This window comes from Xanthomonas hydrangeae (assembly GCF_032697525.1).
Taxonomy (GTDB): domain Bacteria; phylum Pseudomonadota; class Gammaproteobacteria; order Xanthomonadales; family Xanthomonadaceae; genus Xanthomonas; species Xanthomonas hydrangeae.
This window is the reverse complement of record NZ_CP103836.1, coordinates 3,113,282-3,136,664: the sequence shown is the minus strand read 5'-3', so window position 1 is coordinate 3,136,664 and position 23,383 is coordinate 3,113,282. Positions and strand designations below refer to the sequence as shown.

Below are 23,383 nucleotides of genomic sequence, written 5' to 3'. Positions count from 1 at the left end.
AGCGTCCGCTACGCGGACACTGGGTGTGCAGCCCGCAAAGCGGGCTGCACCACGGTCAACTCAGCTCAGCTGAGTTGACCGTGGCAGTGCTTGTACTTCTTGCCGCTACCGCACGGACACGGATCGTTACGGCCCACCTTGGGCTCGTCGCGGGTCACCTGCGACACCGGCACCGGTGCGTTGCCGGCCTGCATCTGTTCCACTTCCTCGTCGGCACCGTAACCGCCCACGTCCTGATGCTGGAACTGCGAGGCCATCAAGCGCGCTTGCGCCTGCAGACGCTCCTGCTCTTCCAGCTCGGCCACTTCTTCTTCGCTGCGGATGCGCACGCGCGCCAGCAGGTTGATCACTTCGCGCTTGACGTTCTCCAGCATCTCTGAGAACAGCTCGAAGGCTTCCTTCTTGTATTCCTGCTTGGGCTGCTTCTGCGCGTAACCGCGCAGATAGATGCCCTGGCGCAGGTAATCCATCTTGGCCAGATGTTCCTTCCAGCCCTGGTCGAGCACGGTCAGCATCACGTGTTTCTCCAAGGCGCGCATGGTGTCGTTGCCCACCGCCGCTTCCTTCTCGGCAAAGTGCGCATCCACCGCCGCCTGCACCTTGGCCGCAATCTGCTCGGCGTCCAGTTCTTCCTGCGTGCGTGCCATCTCGCTCAGTGCCAGCGGCATGCCCAGCTCCGATTCCAGCGTAGCCTCCAGACCCTTCAGGTCCCATTGCTCGTCGACCGAATTGGGCGGCACGAAGCGGGCGACCAGGTCGTAGATCACATCGCCACGGATACCGTCGACGTTGTCCTTGACCGATTCGGCATCCAGCAATTCGTCGCGCTGGGCGTAGATCACCTTGCGCTGATCGTTGTTGACGTCGTCGAAGTCCAGCAGGTTCTTGCGGATGTCGAAGTTGTGCGCTTCCACCTTGCGCTGCGCCTTTTCGATCTGCCGGCTGACCAGGCGATCTTCGATGACGTCGTCTTCCTTCATGCCCATCATGCGCATCGCCTTCTGGACCCAGTCCGAGGCGAAGATGCGCATCAGGTTGTCTTCCAGCGACAGATAGAAGCGCGAGGAACCCGGGTCGCCCTGACGACCGGCACGGCCGCGCAGCTGGTTGTCGATACGGCGCGACTCGTGCCGCTCGGTCCCGATGATGTGCAGGCCGCCGGCCGCCTTGACCGCGTCATGCCGACGCTGCCATTCGGTCTTGGCCTGCAGCCGCTGCTCGTCGCTGATGTCGTCGCCCATGCCGTGCAGCTCGGTTTCCAGCGAACCGCCCAGCACGATGTCGGTACCGCGACCGGCCATGTTGGTGGCGATGGTCACCGCACCCGGCTGGCCGGCGTTGGCCACGATGGTGGCTTCGCGCTCGTGTTGCTTGGCGTTGAGCACTTCGTGCTTCACACCTGCATTGCGCAGATGCTCGGACAGCATCTCCGATGTTTCGATCGAGGTGGTCCCCACCAGCACCGGCTGACCGCGCTTGGCGCAGTCTTCGATATCGGCCAGCACCGCGTTGAACTTGCCCTTGCGGTTGAGGAACACCTGGTCCGGATGGTCCTTGCGCACGGTCGGGCGGTTGGTCGGGATCACCACCACTTCCAGGCCGTAGATGCTCTGGAATTCGTAGGCTTCGGTGTCGGCCGTACCGGTCATGCCGGACAGCTTCTTGTACATGCGGAACAGGTTCTGGAAAGTGATGCTGGCCAGCGTCTGGTTCTCGCGCTGCACCGGCACGCCTTCCTTGGCCTCGACCGCCTGATGCAGGCCGTCGGACCAGCGACGCCCGGACAGCGTGCGGCCGGTGAATTCGTCGACGATCACCACTTCGCCATCGCGCACGATGTAATCCACGTCGCGCTGGTAGATCGCATGCGCACGCAGTGCGGCATTGAGGTGATGCACCACGCTCAGGTTCTGCGCGGCATACAGGCCGTCTTCGGCATTCTCGAGAATGCCGGCCTGCATCAACAGTTCTTCGGCGTGGCCCATGCCAGCTTCCGACAGATGTACCTGCTTGCCCTTCTCGTCGATCCAGTAATCGCCCTCGCCCTCTTCGCTTTCCTGCTTGGTCAGCTGCGGCACGATGCGGTTGACGCGGATGTACAGCTCCGGCGACTCGTCGGCCGGGCCGGAGATGATCAGCGGGGTGCGCGCTTCGTCGATCAGGATCGAGTCGACTTCGTCGACGATCGCGTAATGCAGATTGCGCTGGTAACGATCGGCGCGCGACAGCGCCATATTGTCGCGCAGGTAGTCGAAACCGAATTCGTTGTTGGTGCCGTAGGTGATGTCGCTGCCATAGGCCTCGCGCTTGTCGCTGTGCGGCATACCCGGATACACCACGCCCACGCTCAGGCCCAGCCAGTTGTACAACTTGCCCATCTGCGCCGCATCGCGACGCGCCAGGTAGTCGTTGACCGTGACCACGTGCACGCCCTCGCCCTGCAGCGCGTTGAGGTACACCGGCAGCGTGGCCACCAGGGTCTTGCCTTCGCCGGTGCGCATCTCGGCGATCTTGCCCAGGTGCAACACCATGCCGCCGATCAGCTGCACGTCGTAATGGCGCATGCCGAGCACGCGGCGGCTGGCCTCGCGGCAGACCGCAAAGGCTTCGGGAAGAATCTTGTCCAGGGACTCGCCGGCGGCAAGTCGCTGCTTGAACTCCGGGGTCTTGGCTTGCAGCTCGGCGTCGGAGAGCTTCTCGATCGTCGGCTCCAGCGCATTGATCTGGGTGACGAGGCGGGTGAGCTGGCGCAGCTGGCGTTCGTTACGACTGCCAAAGACACGGGTAAGCAGACTGTTGATCATTGAAGAAACCGGTTGAAAAGGAACGGTTTGACCGACGCCGGTCCCCAAGACCCGGCCGCCGTAAACGAAACAGGGCGCACTGCGCCCTGTCGATGGCAACACCCTATTGTAGCTTGGGGCGGGCCTTCACGAATCAAGCGCCGAGCGCGCCTTCGTCAACCGCGCCCTCGACGTCCTACCGGCGTGTTGGTATCGCCCAGGAACTTGCGCGGATTGACCACCCGCCCGTCCGCCCACACTTCGAAATGCACGTGTGCGCCGGTGGAACGGCCGCTGGAACCGGCCCTGGCCACCTGCTGGCCGGCGCGCACCAGATCGCCCACCTTCACCACCAGCCGCGAGTTATGCGCGTAGCGGGTCACGTAGCCATTGCCGTGGTCCACTTCGACCACGTTGCCATAGCCGCCGCGCACGCCGGCGTAGCTGACCACGCCATCGGCGACCGACATCACCGGGTCGCCCACGTTGGCGTGAAAATCCACACCCTTGTGGAAGGCCGAACCACCGTCGAACGGATCGGCGCGGCCGCCGAAGCCCGAGGTGATGTAGGTGTTGCGGATCGGCATCCGCGAGGGCACCGAGTTCTGCTCGAGCTGATGATCGAACATCAACGAGGCAAGCACGTTCAATTGCTGGCCGGAGGCGGAGAACTGCTGTTCCACTTGCCCTAGCGTCTCCTTGAGCGATTCGACCGGCATGTCGCTGACCGGCTCATCGCCGCCACCGACGCCGACCGGCGCGTCGAAGTCGAACTCGCCGTCCTTCAACTTGCCCATTTCGGTCAGCCGCTCGCCCAACGCATTGAGGCGGGTGGCCTGCGCCTGCAGCTCACCCATGCGCGCGGCCAGTGCATTGACCTGCGCCTGCGAAGCGCGCTGCGCCTGGGCCAGCTCGACCTGCTGCTGCGCGACCTTGGCCTGCAGCGCGGAATTGGTCACCATGCCGGTGGCGGTGCTGGCACCGACGCCGATCAACATCCCCAAGCCCAACACCGCGCCGAGGACTACCATCGGTCGATCTGCGGCGAAGCCCTGGAACTGTCGGACCACACGCTGGGTCCGGGTTTGCCGAGATTTGATTACAACTTTCTTCAACGCCATATGAGTGTCATGTCCAAGCCCAAGTCCAACGCACGCAACCCTTCCGCTCCACAACCGGCCATCGAGGCCGCGTTGGGTGAAAAGGCTGGCGACCCCTTGCGTCGCGCCTTGTGGCTCGATGCGCTGGACCGGCAGTTGCGCCCCCTGTTACCGCCTCATCTGGCCACCCGTTGCCGGTTGGCCAATGTCCGAGGCGAACAGCTCGTTTTTCTGGTTGATTCACCTGTCTGGCATGCCAAGTTGCGGCTTGCCGAGACCCAATTATTGGATGCCGCCCGATCCATCGGACTGAAGGTCACCGCAGTGACCATCAAGACCATCGCGACCCCGCTGCATTCCCCAACGCCGCAGAACCGTGAACGTCCACGCCCTGTCTCCGAGGCGACGCACAAAGGACTGCGCGATGCCTTGGCCTCCTTGCAGGACGTTCCACCGACCAAGCGGTGATGTCCGTGCCGCCTTTTCGAAACGGCCGCCGGTGCGTGAAAGAATTGCGAAGACCGCACACGACCCGACGCATCCTAGCGGGCATGGGCCACGCAGGAGTTAGAGAAGTCTTAAATAAACGTTAAGAACGGACCGGAAATCTGACGGAGTTCACACTTCGAACGCCAACTAAGGCATTCCCTGACATCAGGCGTAGACAGGACTGGCGTAAGTGACCGGCGGCTGCACGCTGCCTTCGGGGAAGCTGACCCATTCCCAGGCGGCTTGATCGGCCAGCAGCGCACGCACCAGCTTGTTGTTGAGCGCGTGGCCGGACTTGAAGCCTTCGTAGGCGCCCAGGATGGCACCGCCGGCAAGATACAGATCGCCGATGGCGTCCAGAATCTTGTGCCGCACGAATTCGTTCGTGTACCGCAGGCCGTCCTCGTTGAGCACGCGGAACTCGTCCAGCACGATGGCGTTGTCCATCGAACCGCCCAGGCCCAGATTGCGCTCGCGCATGTACTCAAGGTCGCGCATGAAGCCGAAGGTGCGGGCGCGCGAGATTTCCTTGACGTAAGCCGAGGTGGAGAACTCGATTTCCTGGCGCGACTGCTTGGCCGGGATCATCGGGTGATTGAATTCGATGGTGAAACCGAGCTTGTAGCCCTCATACGGCTCGAAGCGCGCGACCTTGTCGCCCTCGCGTACTTCCACGGTGTGCTTGATGCGGATGAAGCGCTTGGCCTTGTTCTGCTCGACGATGCCTGCCGACTGCAGCAGGAACACGAACGGGCCGGACGAGCCGTCCATGATCGGCAACTCGGCCGAGGACAGTTCGACGATGACGTTGTCCACACCCAGGCCGGCCAGTGCCGACATCAGATGCTCCACGGTCTGGATCTTGGCGCCATTGCAGGTCAGACCGGTGCACAGCGTGGTCTCGGTGACCAGTTCGGCATCGGCGGGGACTTCGACGACAGGTTCCAGGTCCACACGCCGGAACACCACGCCATGATCGACAGGAGCCGGTCGTAGCGTCATATACACCTTGTCGCCGCTATGCAGGCCGACGCCGGTGGCACGAATGGTGTTTTTGAGAGTGCGTTGCTGGGTCATATGCGAAGTCTGGATGAACAATGCAGACAGGCGCTGAACCGGCTGTCCAATCGTTGAGATTATCCGAATTTTAACAAGTCGCGCGTGACGGCAACTGTAATCGACCGGTCACGCCACTGCAAAAGCTGCCGGATCAACGAGTCGATCCGGCAGAAAGAGGACATGGCATTGCAACCCCGAAGCGAACCTCGGGGCGTTGCGAGCGGCGCCACCAAGGTGGCATCGCAGTGAAGCGTCAGTCTGCCTGGCGGCGCAGGAACGCCGGGATATCCAGGTAGTCGTTGGGCAGGTCTGCCGCCGGCGCAGCCGAACCGCCGCCGCTGTTGCTGCTGCCGACCGAGTCGCTGCTGGGACGACGCAGGCCAAGGCCCATGCTGCCGCCAACGGCCTTGGACACCGCATCGCCACCACTGGTGTCGAAATCGCCGAATTCCGGCTGACCGGTGGTGGCGTTACGCACCAGCTTGATCGGCGCGCGCTGGTCCGGACGCTGGGTCTGACGTGCAACCGCACGGTTCAGGCCAGTGGCGACCACAGTGACGCGCACTTCGTCCTGCATGTCTGGGTCGAGTACGGTACCGACGACCACGGTGGCATCTTCCGACGCGAACGCTTCGATGGTGCGGCCGATCTCGTCGAACTCGGCCATGGTGAAGTCCGGGCCGGCGGTGATGTTGACCAGGATGCCGTTGGCGCCGGCCAGGTTGACGTCGTCCAGCAGCGGGTTCTGGATGGCGGCTTCGGCGGCGGCCTGCGCGCGGTCGTCGCCGCGTGCCGAACCGGTGCCCATCATGGCCAGGCCCATTTCCGACATCACGGTGCGCACGTCGGCGAAGTCGACGTTGATCAGGCCCGGACGCACGATCAGATCGGCGATGCCCTGCACGGCGCCCTGCAGCACGTCGTTGGCAGCGCGGAAGGCCTGAATCATGGTGGCGTTGCGGCCGAGCACGGTGATCAGCTTTTCGTTGGGAATGGTGATCAGCGAGTCGCAATGCTGGCTCAGTTCCTCGATGCCCTTCAGCGCGACCTGCATGCGGCGACGGCCTTCGAACGGGAACGGTTTGGTGACCACGGCCACGGTCAGGATGCCCATTTCCTTGGCCAGCTGCGCCACCACCGGCGCCGCGCCGGTGCCGGTGCCGCCGCCCATGCCGGCGGTGATGAACACCATGTCCGCACCCTGCAGTGCGTCCATGATGCGCTCGCGATCTTCCAGCGCGGCCTGACGGCCGACTTCCGGATTGGCGCCGGCGCCCAGGCCCTTGGTCACGTTGGTGCCAAGCTGCAGCTGCAACTTGGCGCCGCAATTCTTGATGGCCTGCGAGTCGGTGTTGGCGGTGATGAATTCCACGCCATCGACATTGGTGTTGACCATGTGTGCAACCGCGTTACCGCCGCCGCCGCCCACGCCAACGACCTTGATGACCGCGTTGGGAGCCATTTTTTCAATCAGTTCGAAATGTGCCATGTCAGTGTCCTCTTTAGATGCCGTGAATGGGGAATCGGGAATGGGGAATCGGATTACTCCGTTCGCCAGCCCAACACCCGCATGTCGGCGAATGTTGTTGTTTGAATGCCGGGAATAGGGAGTTGGGAATGGGGAATCGCAACTGCGAGCGATCTCCACACCAACTTCACTTTCTCAGCGGAACCACAAAAGTATTTACGCCCTGCCCGCTCTCACCGCTCTCCACTCAAACCTGCCGCAACCGCTTTGCCTCTGCTTCAACCGATTCCCGAATCCCGATTCCCGATTCGTCAGAATTCGCCGCGATACCAGTTCTTCAATTTCTTGAACAAACTCCCGGCACGTCCGGTCGGGATCGACGGGCGGCGCGGGTGTTCGATCTGGCTACCCATCAGCAACAGGCCCACGCCGGAAGCGTGCACCGGGTTGCCGACGACTTCGCCCAGGCCGGTGACGTGCTGGGGAATGCCCACGCGCACCGGCATCTGCAGCATCTCTTCGGCCAGCTCGACCACGCCTTCCATCTTCGACGCGCCACCGGTGAGCACCATGCCGGCGCGCACCATCTCTTCGAAACCGGAGCGGCGCAATTCGGCCTGCACCATTTCGAAAATTTCTTCGTAACGACCCTGCACGGCCTGCGCGAGCGCATGCCGCGGCATGCGACGCGGCGGGCGATCGCCGACCGACGGCACCTGAATGCTTTCTTCGGCGGTGGCCAGCTGCGCCAGCGCGCAGGCGTAGCGCACCTTGATCTGCTCGGCTTCCGGGGTCGGCGTGCGCAGCATGTGCGCGATATCGTTGGTGACGTGGTCGCCAGCGATCGGCAGCGAGGCGGTGTGGCAGATCGCTCCCTGCACGTAGACGGCCAGGTCGGTGGTGCCGGCGCCGATATCCACCAGCACCACGCCCAGTTCACGCTCGTCGGCGGTCAATACCGCCACCGACGATGCGAGCGAGGACAGCACCAGATCGTCGACCTGCAAGCCGCACTTCTGCACGCACTTGGTGATGTTGGCCGCCGCCGACTGCGCGCATACCACCAGATGCGCATGCACCTCCAGGCGCACGCCGGTCATGCCGACCGGATTGCGGATGCCTTCCTGCGAATCGTCCAGCACGTATTCGCGCGGGATCGCATGCAGGATGCGCTGGTCGGCAGGAATGGCCACGGCCTTGGCCGCATCCAGCACGCGCTCCAGATCACTCCAGGTCACTTCGCCATCGCGGATCGGCACGATGCCGGGCGAGTTCTTGCACTGCACGTGGTTGCCGGAAATCGATGCGTACACCGAGCGGATTTCGCAGCCGGCCATCAGCTCGGCTTCTTCCACTGCGCGCTGGATCGACTGCACGGTGGATTCGATGTCCACCACCACGCCGCGCTTGAGACCGCGCGATTCATGCGAACCGATACCGATCACTTCGATCGGATTGCCGGGCGAGTACTCGCCGACCAGCGCGACGACCTTGGAGGTGCCGATGTCCAGTCCAACGATGAGGGATTTGTCGCCTTTGCGGTTCATGTCTTAAAGCCGGGAATAGGGAATAGCGAATGGGGAATGGTCAACAGCGGTGCACGGATGCGGGGAGAGTTCAGGACAAGCGTGTGCGGCGCAGCGGGCGACACTGGCTTTGGCTTTTTATCCATTCCCGACTCCCCATTCTCCATTCGCCGTTCGACCGTGAAGCCGTTGGTGTAGCGCAGGTCGGCGCGGGCGATCGGGCGTTGCGGGTCGGCCAGCTGCGGCAACACGCGGGCGAAGCGCTGCAGGCGTGCGCGCGCATCGTCGCGGCCGATCACGATCTGCACGCCGTTGCTCAGGCCCAGCGACCAGCTGCCGCGCGCGTCCATTTCCAGACGCTCCACATCCAGCCCGGTCGGTGCGAACAGCGCGCGCGATTCGTTGTACAGCGCCACCACGTCCTGCGTTTTGCTGTCCGGGCCACCGAGTTGCGGCAGCTTGAAGTCCTTCAACAACGGCGGGGTGCGGAACAACCGGCCCTGCTCGGACAACATGCGGTCGGTGCCCCAGCGCGCGAACGGCTTGTGCTCGGTCACGCGCACTTCCAGCACGTCCGGCCAACGCTTGCGCACCTGCGCACTTTCCACCCACGGCAAACGTGCGATGGCGTCCTGCGCGTTCTGCAACTTCACTGCGAAAAAACCCGAGCGCGCATACGGCAGCACCACCGCACGCAGCTCTTCGGCCGGCACCCGCTTGAAGTCGCCGGACACCCGCAACCGCGCCAACGGCCAACGCTCGGCACCGACCCAGCCATTGAGCACTGCCACCACCGGCAACGCGACCAGCGCCACCGCGATCAACCACGCCAGGATGCGCAGGGTGGCGTTCATGCGCGCGCTCCGCGCGCGGGAATGGGGAATCGGGAATAGGGAATCGTCAACAGCGGCGCACTGCCGGCTGTCGCTTTTGCGATTCCCGATTCCCGATTCCCCATTCCCCGCGTCATAGCGTCTGCTCCAGCACGCGCCAGACCAGTTCTTCGAAATCGATACCGAGCTGGCGCGCGGCCTTGGGCACCAGCGAGTGGCTGGTCATCCCCGGAGCGGTGTTCACTTCAAGCAGATACAGCTGGCCGCTGACGCGGTCGCGCATCACGTCCACGCGGCCCCAGCCACGCGCGCCAGCAGCGCGGAAGGCGTCGAGTGCGAGCTGGCGGATCTGCGTTTCGGCATCGCCTTCCAGGCCCGGGCACAGGTACTGGGTGTCGTTGGCCACGTACTTGGCGTTGTAGTCGTACCACTGGCCATTGGGCACGATGCGGATCGACGGCAGCGCGACCTCGCCGAGCACGGCCACGGTGAGTTCGTCGCCTTCGATCAGCTGCTCCATCAGCAGCGCGCCGTCGTAACGCGCCGCCAGCACCACGGCTTCTTCGAGCTGGGCCTGGTCGAACACGCGGCTGATGCCGACGCTGGAGCCTTCGTTGGCCGGCTTGACGATGACGGGCAGGCCGATCTGCTGTGCGGCAGCCTGAATTTGATCGGCGCTGGCGCCGGCGGCCAAGCGCGCATAGCGCGGTGTGGACAGGCCCAGCGACAGCCACACCTGCTTGGTGCGGATCTTGTCCATGCTCAGCGCCGAGCCGAGCACGTTGGAGCCGGTGTACGGCACCTTGAAGGCTTCCATCAGGCCTTGCACGATGCCGTCTTCGCCGCCGCCGTTATGGCCGTGCAGCACGTTGAAGACGCGGTCGAAACGTTTTTCGACCAGTGCCTGCGCCAGTGCCGGAATGCCATCGACCGGCTGTGCATCGACGCCGCGCGCGCGCAATGCATCGAGCACGTTGCTGCCGGAGTTCAGCGACACCTCGCGCTCGGACGAGGTACCGCCGAGCAGCACGGCGACACGGCCGAACGCAGCCGGATCGGTGCCGCGCACGTTGGCGACCGTCGCGCTCATGCAGCCGCTCCGGTGAAGCCGTTGTTGATGATGTGCTGGGCCACGTAACCGATATCGCCGGCACCCATCATCAGCAACAGATCGCCGTCCTGCAGCACGTCCGGCAACACTTCGGCCAGGCCCGAAATCTGGCCGACCACCACCGGCTCGCTGCGGCCACGCGCACGGATGGCACGCGCCAACGCACGCGAATCGGCGCCGGGAATCGGCGCTTCGCCGGCCGGGTAGACCTCGCTCAACACCAGCGCATCGACGGTGCTCAACACCGCAGCGAAGGCGTCGAACTGATCGCGGGTACGGCTGTAACGATGCGGCTGGAAGGCAACCACCAGACGCTTGTCCGGCCAGCCACCGCGGGCTGCGGCGAACACCGCTTCCAGCTCGCGCGGATGGTGGCCGTAATCGTCGACCACGCGCACGCGTGCACCGGTGCTGGTGGTGACTTCACCCAGATCGTTGAAGCGACGGCCGATGCCAGCGAAGTTTTCCAGCGCACGCGCAATGGTTTCCGGCGCCACGCCCAATTGCCAACCGATCGCCGCTGCTGCCAGTGCATTGAGCACGTTGTGACGGCCCGGCAGTGCCAGCGTCACCGGTGTGGTAGTGCCTTCGGGCAGGCGCAGCGTGAAGCGCATGCGCGGGCCGTCCTGCACCACGTCTTCGGCGCGCACGTCGGCGTTTTCGCTCATGCCGTAGCTCATCACGTGGCGCGGCGTCTTGCTGGCCAGTGCAGCCACTTCCGGGTCGTCGATGCACAGCAGCGCCAGACCGTAGAACGGCAGGCGCTGCAGGAATTCGGCGAATGCCGCCTGGATGCGCGAGAAATCGTTGCCGTAGTTTTCCAGGTGATCCGAATCGATATTGGTGATCACCGCCATCAACGGGTTCAGACGCAGAAAGCTGCCATCGCTCTCGTCGGCTTCGGCCACCAGCCACTGGCCGCCACCGAGTTTGGCGTTGGCACCGGCAGCCAGCAACTGCCCGCCGATGACGAAGGTCGGATCCAAACCGCCTTCGCTCAGCACGGCCGCCGCCAGGCTGGTGGTGGTGGTCTTGCCGTGCGTGCCGGCCACCGCGATGCCGCGACGGAAGCGCATCAGCTCGGCCAGCATCGCCGCACGCGGCATGATCGGAATGCGCTGGCTGCGCGCTTCCATCAGCTCGGGGTTGTCTTCGCGGATCGCGCTGGACACCACCACGCAATCGGTGCCGAGCACATTGGCCGCCGAATGCCCGCGCATCACCCGCGCACCCAGCTTGGCCAGCCGACGTGTGGCCGCGTTATCGGAGTTGTCGGAGCCGGAGACTTCATAGCCCAGCGTCAGCATCACTTCGGCAATGCCGCTCATGCCGGTGCCGCCGATCCCGACGAAATGCACGCGCGGAAACGCACGCACCAGATCGCCGCTGTCCTGCAGGCGGCGGATCACGCGGCACCTCCGGCGGAGGTGCGAATCGGGAATTGGGAATCGGGAATCGTGTAAAGCGAGGCACCGGCGGCGTTGAGCGCCTGACCGGTGCGCTTGTTTTCTTGCATCACTGTCTGTTCCTGCAATTGTTCTGAGCTCTGCCCATTCCCCATTCCCGATTCACCACTACCTGCTTCCTGCAGAATGATGTCGGCGATGCGTTCGGCGGCATCTGGTTTGGCCAGGGTGCGGGCGGCCTGTGCCATCGACAGGCGGCGTGCGGGGTCGGCGAGCAGGGTCTGCAAGACCTGCTGCAGACGCACTGCCAGGGTGTCGTCCTGCTTGAGCAGCACGGCGGCGTCGGCGCCGACCAGGTATTCGGCATTGCGGGTCTGGTGATCGTCGACGGCGGCGGCGAAGGGCACCAGCACGCTGCCGATACCGGCGGCGCACAGTTCGGCCAGCGTGGAGGCACCGGCGCGGCACACGACCAGATCGGCCCAGGCGTAGGCAGCGGCCATGTCGGCGATAAAGGGCTCGACACTGGCGTTGACGCCGGCCTGCGCGTACGCCGCTTCGGCTTCGGCGCGCAGCTTTTCGCCGCATTGGTGGCGCACATCGACATCCGGGTGACCGAGTGCCGCCAGCGCCGCCGGCACGGCTTGATTCAATGCGCGCGCACCCTGGCTGCCGCCGAGCACCAGCACACGCACGGGGCCACCACGACCGACCAGGCGCAAAGCGGGCGCAGGAAGCGCGGCGATTTCCGCACGCACCGGATTGCCCACCGCTTCTTCGTCAGCGAAGCTGCCAGGAAAGCCGGTCAACACGCGACGCGCGAAACGCGACAACACCTTGTTGGTCATGCCGGGTGCGCGATTTTGTTCGTGCACCAGCAACGGCACGCCGAGCAGACGAGCAGCCAGGCCGCCCGGGCCGGCCGCAAATCCGCCGAAGCTGATCACCGCGCGCGGCTGGCGCTTGCGCAGCACGAAGCCGGCGGCGCGCACCGCGCGCATCACCCGCACCGGCGCGCCGAGAAGTTTCACGATGCCCTTTCCGCGCAGGCCGGTAATGGCCAGCGTGTCGAGCTGGATATCGTGCTGCGGCACCAGGCGGGTTTCCATCGCGCCATCGGCACCGAGCCAGGTCACCGGCACGCCACGCGCGCGCAGCACCTTGGCCACGGCCAGGCCAGGGAAGATATGTCCACCGGTGCCGCCAGCAAGAATCATCACCGGTCGAATCTCCGCACATGGATGTGCGGGCTTTTGCAAGGGATTCGCATGAGCATTCATGCGATCCTCCCGAACGTCGGTTCCACACGCGGCTGCATGCGACTGGTGCCGCGCAGGATGGCCGATGCCGGCGCCACCGATGCTGCAGCAACCGGTGCGGGTGCGGGTGCGGGTGCAGCGGCAGCCACGGTATCGCGCTGCGGTTTGCGCGCTGGCGCATACGCCGGCGGCACCGAGTCCACCACCGGCTCGGCAGGCTCGGCAGGCTCGGCCGACGGCGCGCCTGCACCCTGCGGCGACAACTTGCTGCGCAGGCGCTCGGCGCGATCCATTTCGTAGGACACGCGCAGCAGCAGGCCCATCGCCACGCAGGTCATCAGCACCGACGAGCCACCGGAGGAAATCAGCGGCAAGGTCAGGCCCTTGGTCGGCAGGATGCCCAGATTCACGCCCACCGAGACGAAGCTCTGCAGGCTGATCCACAGACCGATGCCGAAGGCGATGTAGCCGGAGAAATGACGCTTCATTTCCACGCAGCGCATGCCCAGCCAGAACGCACGGCCGACCAGTAGCGCGTACAGCGAGATCACCCCGCACACGCCGACAAACCCGAGCTCTTCGGCAATCACCGAAAAGATGAAATCGGTATGCGCTTCGGGCAGGTAGTTGAGCTTTTGCACCGAGGCGCCCAGACCAACGCCGGTCCACTGACCGCGGCCGACCGCCATCAAGGCGTTCGACAGCTGATACCCGGAGCCGAGCTGATCTGCCCACGGATCCAGGAACGAGGTGATGCGGCGCAGGCGGTACGGCTCCAGGATCGCGATGAAGGCGAACACCGGCAGGCCGAACACGATCGGCATCGACATGCGCGGCAGGTTCACCCCGCCCAGCACCAGCATGCCGGCGGTGATCGCCAGCAACAGCGTGGACGAGCCGAAGTCCGGCTGCATCAGCAACAGCCCCACCAATGCGATCGCCACGCCCAAGGGCTTGAGCATCGCCGGCCAGGTCGCATTGACCTCATCGCGGAAGCGCACCAGGTAGCTGGACAGCCACACGATGTAGAGCACCTTGACCGCTTCGACCGTCTGGAACTTCGACACGCCCAGATTGATCCAGCGCTTGGCGCCGTTGACGCTGCTGCCCAGGCCGGGCACGAACACCACCATCAGCAGGCCGAAGCAGGCCAGCAGCAGCACCTGGTTGTACTGCTCGATGGTCTTGAGCTCGGTCCGCATCGCCCAGAACGCCAGGCCAACGCCGATGCCCAGAAACAGCAGATGGCGAGTGAGGTAATAGAACGGGTTGTCGGACAGTTCGATCGAGCTGGACGCCACCATCACCACGCCCAACGAGGCGAGCGTGGCCGCGGCGCCGAGCAGCCACGGGTCGTAGCGGCCGCCGATGGCCTCGAGTCGAGTGGCTTGACGCGCGGTGTCGTTCATCAGCGCACCTTCAACGTGGCAAGGCCGATCAGCACCAGCACCACCGAGATGATCCAGAAGCGCACGATCACGCGCGGCTCCGGCCAGCCCTTGAGTTCGAAATGGTGATGGATCGGCGCCATGCGGAACACGCGCTTGCCGGTCAGCTTGAAACTGGCCACCTGGATGATCACCGACAGCGTTTCGACCACGAACACGCCGCCCATGATCACCAGCACCAGTTCCTGACGCACGATCACCGCGATGGTGCCGAGCACCGCGCCCAGCGACAGCGCGCCGATATCGCCCATGAACACCATGGCCGGATAGGTGTTGAACCACAGAAACCCTAACCCTGCCCCGGCAATTGCCGAGCAGATGATGATCAGCTCGCCGGCCCCGGGAATCAGCGGGATTTTCAGGTATTCGGCAAACACCACGTTGCCCGAGGCATACGCGAACACACCCAGCGCGCAGGCCACCAGCACGGTCGGCATGATCGCCAGACCATCCAGGCCGTCGGTCAGGTTCACCGCGTTGGAGAAGCCGACGATCCAGAAGTAGGCAATGACCACAAAGCTCACGCCGGCCAACGGCAGCGCCACCGCCTTGAACATCGGAATGTAGAAGGTGATCGCGGCCGGCACATCGGCGGTGTAGTACAGGAACAGACCGGTAGCCAGACCGAAGATCGACTGCAGCAGATACTTCCAGCGCGACTTCAGGCCGTTGGGGTCGCGGCGCACGATCTTGATCCAGTCGTCGTACCAGCCGATCGCGCCAAAACAGAGCATCACTGCCAGCACCAACCACACATAACGGTTGCGCAGGTCGCCCCACAACAGCACCGACAAAGTCACCGTCAGCAGGATCAGCGAGCCGCCCATGGTGGGCGTACCGGCCTTGGAAAAATGCGTCTGCGGGCCATCCTGACGGATCGGCTGGCCACCCTTGAACTGGCCCAGCTTGCGGATCACCGCCGGGCCCATCCACAACGACAGGAACAACGCGGTCAGCGCCGCCAGGATGCCGCGGAAGGTCAGATAGTTGAACAGCCCGAACAGGCTCTCCAGTTGCTGTAGCCAACGGGCCAACTCAAGCAGCATGGGAGGTGTCCTCCGCCGCTGCGAGCAACGCGGCGACGATGCGGTCCATCGCACTGCCACGCGAGCCTTTCACCAATAACGTGGGCGGGACCTGCGCCGTGGTGGCGGCAGTCTGCGCCGCCGCACCGGTGTGTTCGTGCATCGAAGAAGATTCCTGCGTTTGAGTCGGCGAAACGGCGACCTGCGCCAGATCCGCCTGCAACGCCGCGACCAGCGCGGCATGAGTGGCGAACACGCGGCCGCCATCGCCGAACGCCTGCGCGGCGGCGGCACTGAGCTCGCCCAACGCGTACAGGCGCTGCAGTTTGGCCGCGCGTGCGCGACGCCCGGCAGCGGCATGCAATGCCTTGCCTTCCGGGCCGAGTTCGCGCATGTCGCCGAGCACCAGCCAACCAGCGCCCGGCGCTGCAGCCAGCGTGTCGATGGCCGCATCCAGCGAACCTGGATTGGCGTTGTAGCTGTCGTCGATCAGCACCGCGCCGCTGGGCAGCGTGTGTGCGATCTGACGACCGGCCACCGGGCGCGCCTGCGCCAGGCCGGCGGCGATGATCGGCAATGCGATACCCGCGCCCAACGCCAGCCCGGCCGCAGCCAGCGTGTTGAACACGTTGTGGCGGCCCGGCAACGGCAGTGCGATCTGCGCCTCGCCTTGCGGCGTCACCAGCGTGAACTGCGCACCACCTTCCTGCAGCCGTAGCCCACGTGCAGTGATGTCGGCGCTGGCCTGCAAGCCATAACGCAACACGCGGCGCCCGTGCACCGGCTGCGCATGCAATTGCTGCTCGAACCAGGCGCCGAAGGCGTCGTCGGCATTGATCACCGCCACACCATCGGCCGGCAATGCCGCGTAGATGGCACCCTTGGTGCGCGCGACGCCGAGCAGGCTGCCCAGACGTTCCAGATGGGCGGGTGCGATGTTGTTGACCAGGGCCACGTGCGGCTGCGCGATATCGGTGAGATAGGCGATATCGCCCGGCTTGCCGGCGCCCATTTCGTAGATCGCAAAGTCCGCATCGTCCGGCGCGGCGATCACCGCCAGCGGCAGGCCGATCTCGTTATTGCGGTTGCCCGGATTGGCGTAGACGGTGGTGCCATCGACACGCCCAGCCTCTTCCAGGATCGACAGCAGCAAGGCCTTGACGCTGGTCTTGCCGTTGGAGCCGGTCAACGCGATCACGCGCGTGGCGCGGTCGCGCTGCATGCCGGCGGCGATACGCGCCAGCGCGAGTTCGGTATTTTCCACCAGCACCTGCGGCACGCTCAGCGCAGGCAGCAGGCGATCCACCAGCAACCCGCTGGCGCCCTGCGCCACTGCGTCTGCGGCAAAGTCGTGTCCGTCGAAACGCTCGCCGCGCAGCGCCACATACAGGCTGCCGTTGGCGAGCGTGCGGGTGTCGTTGCCGACCGCATCGATCATGGCGTCGTCGCCGTGCAACTCGCCGCCGGCCCAGTGGGCGATCAACGACAACGGAGTGAGCTTCATGCGCGCACTCCCAGCACGGTGCGCGGCAGCAAGGCCTGCGCCGCCACGATGGCGTCGTCGAAGGCATGCCGCACGCCGGCGACTTCCTGATACGGCTCGTGGCCCTTGCCGGCGATCAGCACGATGTCGGAGGCACCGGCCATGCCGATGGCCTGATGGATCGCCGCGGCGCGGTCGCGCTGCACGATCGCCGCATCCGGGCGCGCAAAGCCACGCAGGATGTCGGCCACGATCGCATCGCCATCTTCGCCACGTGGGTTGTCGTCGGTGACGATCGCCACGTCGGCGTTGATCTCGGCAATGGCCGCCATCTGCGGGCGCTTGCCGGTATCGCGCTCGCCGCCACAACCGAACACGCAGATCAGCCGGTCCTGCGCATGCGAGCGCAGGCTGGCCAATGCCTGTTCCAGCGCGTCGGGCGTGTGTGCATAGTCCACCACCACCAGCGGGGCGCCATGCGCGCCGCCGAGACGATTCATGCGGCCGTGGATCGGCTGCAGCTGACCAAGCACTTCAGCAATCTGTGCCGGCGCGATATCCAACGCATACAACGCGCCGGCGACCGCGAGCAGGTTATCGACGTTGAAGCGGCCCAGCAGCGGCGAGTGCACCGGATGCACTTCGCCATGGATGTTGAGCGCGAAATTGATGCCATTGTGGTCCAGCTGCAGCGCCTGCGCCCGCACCACTGCCTGGGCTTGCGCGCGCGAGCTCACACCGATCGCGCGCAGCGCCGGGTCGAGCGCGGCCAGCAGCGTGCGGCCGAAGTCATCGTCCAGATTCACCACAGCCGCTTTCAATCCAGCGCGCGTGAACAGCTTGGCCTTGGCCGCGCCGTACTGCGCCATGTCGCCGTGGTAATCGAGATGGTCGCGCGTGAGATTGGTGAACACCGCCACATCGAAATGCACTGCATCCACGCGGCCCTGATCGAGCGCGTGCGAGCTCACCTCCATCGCCACGGCCTGCGCGCCTTCATCGCGCAACTGCGCCAGCAACGCGTGCGTGGGCAATACCAGCGGGGTGGTGAAACCGGTCGGCACGGCGCTGCCGTACAGGCCAACGCCCAGGGTGCCGAGGGTGCCGGTGGGCATGCCGAGCAACGTCAGCGCTTGCGCCAGCAACTGCACGGTGGAGGTCTTGCCGTTGGTGCCGGTGACGCCGACCATGCGCAGCGCCTGCGAGGGCTGGCCGTGGAACCGATCGGCCATCGCGCCCAGACGCGCGCGCAAACCAGGCACGGCGATCGCATCGGCCGGCACCGGCAGCTCGGCCGGCGCCGGCGGCTCGAACAGCACCGCCGCCGCACCATTGGCACGCGCCTGTTCGACAAAGCCCAGTCCATGCGCACCGAAACCGGCGATCGCCACGAAGGCATCGCCCGCACGCACCGCACGGCTGTCCATCACCAGGCCGGAGACCTGCACGTCGTGCGCAAGCGGCACATCCGGCAACAGCTGCGACAGCGTCATGGAGCGGCTCACTGGCGGCTCTCCTGCAACGGTGCGGGCTGGGCCGGCGTGGGTAGTGCGGCAGGTGCAAGTGCGGTGGGAATGCCGGCAGACACTTCATCCACCGGATCCGGCATCAACGCCGGGTCCAGCTCGGGCGGCTGCGGCTTGGCGATCGGCTGCCCGGTCTTGCCGGCCGCCTGCGCGGCCAGCCAAGACTGGATGTCGTCCGGCGGCACGTCCATCAGACGCAGCGCGCCTTCCATCACCTTGTGGAACACCGGTGCCGACACCAGGCCGCCGTAATACACCTTGCCCTGCGGATCGTTGATCACGATGACGGTGGCAAAGCGCGGGCGCGTGGCCGGCACCAGGCCGGCGAACAACGCGTTGTAATGCCCGCGCTCGTAACCGTTGGCGCCGTTCTTGCGCGCGGTACCGGTCTTGCCGGCCACGTGATAGCCCAGGATGGCCGCGCCCTTGGCGCCGCCCTGGGTGACCACGGTTTCCATCATGTCGATGACCTGGCGCGCCACTTCCGGCGTGACCACCTGGCGGGTTTCGTTGTGCTGGCCGCGTACGAAAGTCGGCGGGGTCAGCTTGCCGCCGTTGCCCAGCGTGGCGTAGGCCTGCGCGATCTGCAGCGGCGTCACCGACAGGCCATAGCCGTACGACATCGTGGTCTTGGACGGGCCGCTCCAGCGCGCCGGCTGCAGCACCACGCCCGACGATTCGCCGGGAAAACCGCTATGCGGCGCGCTGCCGTAACCGAAGTTGCGGATCGACTGATAGAACGTCTGATCCGGCACCTTGGCGGCAATCTTGGCCGCGCCGATGTTGGAGCTGCGGGTGATCACGCCGGTGACGTTGAGCACGCCGTTGTTGCGCGGCACATCGCGGATGGTGAAGCGCCCCACGGCCATGTAGCCGGGGTTGGTGTCGATGATGGTGTCCTTGGTCACCACGCCGGCAGTCAATGCGGTGGCCACGGTGAGCGGCTTCATCGTCGAACCCGGCTCGACCAGATCGGTGACCGCGCGGTTGCGGCGCGCCGACGGATTGATGCCGGTCACCGAATTGGGGTTGTAGGTGGGCAGGTTGACCATCGCCAACACTTCGCCGGTGGCCACGTCCATCACCACCATCGAACCGCCGGCAGCATTGTTTTCGACCAACGCGTTGCGCAACTCCTTGTAGGCCAGGAACTGGATGCGGCGGTCGATGCTCAGCGTCAGGTCCTTGCCCGGCTGCGCCGGACGCACCAGATCCACACTCTCCACGATCGCGCCGCGCGCATCGCGCACCACTTTCTTGGAGCCCGGCTTGCCGCGCAGCCATTCGTCGAAGGCCAGCTCCAGGCCTTCCTGGCCGCGGTCGTCGATATTGGTGAAGCCCAGCACGTGGGCCATCGCCTCGCCTTGCGGATAGAAGCGCCGGAACTCGCGCTGCGAGAACACGCCGGGAATCTTCAGATCGACAATGGCATGCGCCTTGTCCGGGTTGATCCGGCGCTGCAGGTACATGAATTCCTTGCCGGCCTTCTGCGCCAGCTTGGCGTTCAACTCGTCCAGCGGCTGGCCGAGCGCCTTGGCCAGCTCCGGGATGCGGTCCGGGTTGCGCAACAGTTCCTGCGGATTGACCCAGATCGATTCCACCGGCGTGGACACGGCCAGCGGCTCGCCGTTGCGGTCGGTGATCATGCCGCGCGAGGTGGCGATCGGCAGCTCACGCAGGTAACGCGCTTCGCCCTGGCGCTGATAGAAGTCGCGGTTGACCAGCTGCACGAACGCCGCGCGGCCGATCAACGTCACCGAGCACAGGCCCAGCGCGATGCCGACCAGCGTCAGGCGGCCACGCAGGTTGAAGTTGCTGCGCGCGCGGTTGCGGCCGGCTTTCATGGCGCACCTCCGTGTGCGCCACCCTGCGGGCGGCTGCGCCGTGCAAAACGGCTGTCCTGCCGTTTTGTCATGGACACTCCGTGTGCGCCACCCTGCGGGCGGCTGCGCCGTGCAAAACGGCTGTCCTGCCGTTCTGTCATGGGCGCACCACCACAATGTCGTTGGTCTCCGGGAACTTCATCCCGATGCGCGCGCGCGCGACCTGATCGACCCGGTTGCTTTCCGCCCAGGTGGCCTGCTCCAGCTGCAGCCGGCCGAATTCGATATTCAATTCATCGCGCGTGTGCTCAAGCTTGGACAACTGCACGAACAGCTTGCGATGCATGTGGCGCATGTACACCACACCGATCGCCGAGGCGATGCTGCAGGCGAGCAGCACGATGAGCAGCAGGCGGCTCATGCAGCGTCTCCGTTCGGAGACGCCGGGAATCGGGATTCGGGATTCGGGAATCGGGAAGCAGCGGCGCTGTTGCCTTTGCCCATTCCCGATTCCCCATTCCCCATTCCCAGCTTCTCGGCCACCCGCAACACCGCACTACGCGCGCGCGGGTTGACGCTCAACTCGTCGAAGTCGGCTTTGACTGCGCCGGTCACCAGTTGCAACGTCGGAACGAACGGCTGCGCTTCTGGCAGGCGGCGATTGCTCGGCGGGGCCTTTGCGTAGCGCGCCATGAATTGTTTGACGATGCGGTCTTCCAGCGAGTGGAAGCTGATCACCGCCAGACGGCCGCCGGGCTTGAGCGCGCCCAGGGCGGCATCCAGGCCGGCTTCCAGATCGTCCAGCTCGCGGTTGATGTAGATGCGGATCGCCTGGAAGCTGCGCGTGGCCGGATGGGTCTTGCTGTCGCCACGCGGCATCACCGAGGCAATCAGGTCCGCCAGCTGCGCGGTGCGCAGCAGCGGCTGTTCGGCGCGGCGGGCCACGATGGCGCGCGCGATGCGACGGCTTTGGCGCTCTTCGCCATAGGTCCACAGCACGTCGGCGATGTCGCGGTCGCTGGCCTGCGCCAGCCACTCGGCCGCGCTCTGACCGGCATCGGGGTCCATGCGCATGTCCAGTGGGCCGTCCTTGCCGAAACTGAAACCTCGCCCGGCCACGTCCAGCTGCGGCGAGGACACGCCCAGATCCAGCAGGATGCCGTCGACGGTTGCCGCAGCCACCACCTGGCCCAGCCCGGCGAAGCTGCCGCGATGGATGGACACGCGCGCATCGTCACCGAACGCCTGTTCGGCCACGGCAATCGCGTCGGGGTCCTTGTCCATCACCAGCAATCGACCTCCCGGGCCAAGATGTTGCAGCACGCCACGGGCGTGTCCGCCACGTCCGAACGTGCCATCGAGATAGGTTCCGTTTTCGATCACCTGCAGGCCGTCCAGAACCTGCGTGTACAGCACCGGCACATGGGCCGCCGGCGGCTGCGACACCGGGTGACCGGGCTGCGCTTCACCGCGCATCCGGGCACCCCGGCTCACAACCTGAGATCGAGCAATTCATCGCCCAGATCCCCGTCAGACAATGTCTGCTGGATCAGTGCGCGATGTGCCTGCTCGCTCCAGAGTTCGAATTTGTCGCCCATGCCCAGCAGCACGGCCTTTTTCTCGATGCCGACCGCATTGCGGTGGCTGGCCGGGATGCTCAGACGGCCGTTGGCGTCCAGCTCCAGCATTGCCGAAGAACCCACCAGTTTCTGCTGCAGCGTGCGGACCACGCGCTGGGTGTTGGGCTTGGACATCACATCGTCGCGCACCCGCTCCCACTCCTTTTCCGCATACAGCCACAGGCATCCGGCTTCGAACGGGTTGTAGGTGAGCACCAGGCGATTGCCGCTCACGCGCGCAACCAGGTCGCGGTACGCGGTTGGCACCGCCATACGCCCCTTGTCGTCCACCGTGATGGCAGTCTCGCCCTGAAACACCGAATACAACCTCGAATACCCGCTGGGGGATCATTGAACCACGAAAAACCACAAAACACCTGGTTTTCCCTCCGTTGCCCACCTTAGCAGTGCGCCGAAGGTTGTCAACAACTTTGGAGACCGCAAATCGCCAGTCGCATCAATGAGTTGCAGCACTCTTTAGAGACTTGTTCAAAGGTTATCCACAAGTTGCTGTTTCGTCTCAGATTTTGAGATTGAACAAAAGTTCAGGGGTGTGAAGGCCATGTAAACTCGACCGTGGTCTCACTTCACACTGAGCCGACTACACATCGCGACTGCGCAAACCGGCGACAATCGGCGCCATGTGTCTGGTCGCTCTCGCCTGGAAAGCCCACCCCCGCTGGCGTTTGCTGCTGGCGGGCAACCGCGATGAATTCCACGAGCGCCCAACCGCGCCGCTGGCACGTTGGACAGCGCCGGCCGACGGCGTGCTGGCGGGCCGCGACCTGCGCTCGGGCGGCAGTTGGGTAGGGCTGGGCGATCACGGTCGCGTTGCGGTGGTGACCAACGTGCGCGACCCGCTCGCCACCGCATCGGGACGCTCGCGCGGTCATCTGATTGCCGATTACCTGGCCGGCAGCCTGGATGCAGCCGCCTACGCCAGCGATCTGGCAGCGGCCGCGCACGAGTTCCCGCCCTTCAACTTATTGCTGTGCGATGCCGGGCGTTGCGAGCACCTCAGCAACCACCCGCCATTGGCCCGCACGCTGGCGCCCGGCATCCATGGCATGTCCAACGGCCCGCTGGACGCGCAGTGGCCCAAGACCGCGGCACTGACTGATGCTTTGCACCACTGGTGCGCCACCGACAGCGACGACCTGCAACCCTTGTGGACCGCCCTGGGCAACCCTGCCATCGCACCCGACGCCGCGCTTCCCCACACCGGGGTGGACTTGGCCACCGAACGCCTGCTCTCTGCCGCCTTCATCACCGGCGCCAGCTACGGCACGCGCGCCAGCACCATCGTGGCGGTGGACCAGCAAGGCTGCGGCTTCATCCACGAACGCCGCTTTGGACCAGACGGGATCTTCCAGGGCGAAACACGGCTGGACGTCGCCGGCACGCATTGACAATGCGCAATCATGC

The 23,383-nt window shown here is 65.2% G+C and carries 19 protein-coding genes; 2 read left to right on the top strand and 17 right to left on the bottom strand.

What is annotated here, in order from left to right:
- Positions 1 to 65: 65 nt before the first annotated feature.
- Entirely contained in the window at positions 66 to 2,804 is a 2,739-nt protein-coding gene (gene secA, locus NYR97_RS13240) for a preprotein translocase subunit SecA (protein ID WP_205392402.1), read from the bottom strand.
- A 155-nt stretch (positions 2,805 to 2,959) separates the two neighbouring features.
- The gene (locus NYR97_RS13235) at positions 2,960 to 3,904 is read right to left on the bottom strand and encodes a M23 family metallopeptidase (protein ID WP_006448958.1); all 945 of its coding nucleotides are present in this window, start codon (positions 3,902 to 3,904) and stop codon (positions 2,960 to 2,962) included.
- Between NYR97_RS13235 and NYR97_RS13230 the strand changes: the two genes are divergently transcribed.
- Positions 3,905 to 4,351, top strand: coding sequence for a DciA family protein (locus NYR97_RS13230; protein ID WP_316693729.1), 447 nt, complete (start codon positions 3,905 to 3,907; stop codon positions 4,349 to 4,351). It begins immediately after the preceding gene.
- 186 nt (positions 4,352 to 4,537) lie between these two features.
- Here NYR97_RS13230 and lpxC read toward each other — a convergent pair whose 3' ends face one another.
- The 15 genes from lpxC to mraZ form a co-directional block, all read right to left on the bottom strand.
- Entirely contained in the window at positions 4,538 to 5,449 is a 912-nt protein-coding gene (lpxC, locus tag NYR97_RS13225) for a UDP-3-O-acyl-N-acetylglucosamine deacetylase (protein WP_006448956.1), read from the bottom strand.
- 235 nt (positions 5,450 to 5,684) lie between these two features.
- Positions 5,685 to 6,920 (bottom strand): cell division protein FtsZ, encoded by a 1,236-nt coding sequence (gene ftsZ / locus NYR97_RS13220; RefSeq protein WP_316693726.1) that lies wholly within the window; start codon positions 6,918 to 6,920, stop codon positions 5,685 to 5,687.
- Between the two features lie 290 nt (positions 6,921 to 7,210).
- Positions 7,211 to 8,446, bottom strand: a complete 1,236-nt coding sequence (gene ftsA / locus NYR97_RS13215) for a cell division protein FtsA (RefSeq protein WP_003485272.1) — start codon at positions 8,444 to 8,446, stop codon at positions 7,211 to 7,213.
- The gene (locus NYR97_RS13210; RefSeq protein ID WP_316693723.1) at positions 8,443 to 9,279 is read right to left on the bottom strand and encodes a cell division protein FtsQ/DivIB; all 837 of its coding nucleotides are present in this window, start codon (positions 9,277 to 9,279) and stop codon (positions 8,443 to 8,445) included. The genes ftsA and NYR97_RS13210 overlap by 4 nt, the downstream gene beginning before the upstream one ends.
- A gap of 112 nt (positions 9,280 to 9,391) precedes the next feature.
- Entirely contained in the window at positions 9,392 to 10,348 is a 957-nt protein-coding gene (locus NYR97_RS13205) for a D-alanine--D-alanine ligase (protein ID WP_316693722.1), read from the bottom strand.
- Positions 10,345 to 11,778, bottom strand: a complete 1,434-nt coding sequence (gene murC, locus NYR97_RS13200; RefSeq protein ID WP_023902728.1) for a UDP-N-acetylmuramate--L-alanine ligase — start codon at positions 11,776 to 11,778, stop codon at positions 10,345 to 10,347. Before murC ends, NYR97_RS13205 begins: the two co-directional genes overlap by 4 nt.
- A complete protein-coding gene (murG, locus tag NYR97_RS13195; RefSeq protein ID WP_425613076.1) occupies positions 11,775 to 12,992 on the bottom strand; it encodes an undecaprenyldiphospho-muramoylpentapeptide beta-N-acetylglucosaminyltransferase in 1,218 nt (405 codons plus the stop codon). Before murG ends, murC begins: the two co-directional genes overlap by 4 nt.
- Positions 12,993 to 13,051: 59 nt before the next feature.
- Entirely contained in the window at positions 13,052 to 14,443 is a 1,392-nt protein-coding gene (gene ftsW, locus NYR97_RS13190) for a putative lipid II flippase FtsW (RefSeq protein WP_316693718.1), read from the bottom strand.
- Positions 14,443 to 15,528: a phospho-N-acetylmuramoyl-pentapeptide-transferase gene (gene mraY, locus NYR97_RS13185; protein ID WP_316693716.1), complete on the bottom strand. Its 1,086-nt coding sequence runs from the start codon at positions 15,526 to 15,528 to the stop codon at positions 14,443 to 14,445. The genes ftsW and mraY overlap by 1 nt, the downstream gene beginning before the upstream one ends.
- Positions 15,518 to 17,011 (bottom strand): UDP-N-acetylmuramoyl-tripeptide--D-alanyl-D-alanine ligase, encoded by a 1,494-nt coding sequence (locus tag NYR97_RS13180; RefSeq protein ID WP_316693714.1) that lies wholly within the window; start codon positions 17,009 to 17,011, stop codon positions 15,518 to 15,520. The genes mraY and NYR97_RS13180 overlap by 11 nt, the downstream gene beginning before the upstream one ends.
- On the bottom strand, positions 17,008 to 18,483 hold the full coding sequence (locus NYR97_RS13175; protein WP_316698220.1) for a UDP-N-acetylmuramoyl-L-alanyl-D-glutamate--2,6-diaminopimelate ligase: 1,476 nt from the start codon (positions 18,481 to 18,483) through the stop codon (positions 17,008 to 17,010). The genes NYR97_RS13180 and NYR97_RS13175 overlap by 4 nt, the downstream gene beginning before the upstream one ends.
- A gap of 8 nt (positions 18,484 to 18,491) precedes the next feature.
- On the bottom strand, positions 18,492 to 20,360 hold the full coding sequence (locus NYR97_RS13170) for a peptidoglycan D,D-transpeptidase FtsI family protein (RefSeq protein WP_316693712.1): 1,869 nt from the start codon (positions 20,358 to 20,360) through the stop codon (positions 18,492 to 18,494).
- A 136-nt stretch (positions 20,361 to 20,496) separates the two neighbouring features.
- Positions 20,497 to 20,760: a cell division protein FtsL gene (ftsL, locus tag NYR97_RS13165; RefSeq protein WP_005991913.1), complete on the bottom strand. Its 264-nt coding sequence runs from the start codon at positions 20,758 to 20,760 to the stop codon at positions 20,497 to 20,499.
- Positions 20,757 to 21,815 (bottom strand): 16S rRNA (cytosine(1402)-N(4))-methyltransferase RsmH, encoded by a 1,059-nt coding sequence (gene rsmH / locus NYR97_RS13160; protein WP_316698218.1) that lies wholly within the window; start codon positions 21,813 to 21,815, stop codon positions 20,757 to 20,759. Before rsmH ends, ftsL begins: the two co-directional genes overlap by 4 nt.
- A 14-nt stretch (positions 21,816 to 21,829) precedes the next feature.
- Positions 21,830 to 22,285: a division/cell wall cluster transcriptional repressor MraZ gene (gene mraZ / locus NYR97_RS13155; RefSeq protein ID WP_316693709.1), complete on the bottom strand. Its 456-nt coding sequence runs from the start codon at positions 22,283 to 22,285 to the stop codon at positions 21,830 to 21,832.
- Positions 22,286 to 22,599: 314 nt separating this feature from the next.
- On the opposite strand from mraZ, the gene NYR97_RS13150 reads away from it, so the two are divergent.
- The gene (locus NYR97_RS13150) at positions 22,600 to 23,367 is read left to right on the top strand and encodes an NRDE family protein (RefSeq protein WP_316693707.1); all 768 of its coding nucleotides are present in this window, start codon (positions 22,600 to 22,602) and stop codon (positions 23,365 to 23,367) included.
- The last annotated feature ends 16 nt before the right edge of the window (positions 23,368 to 23,383 follow it).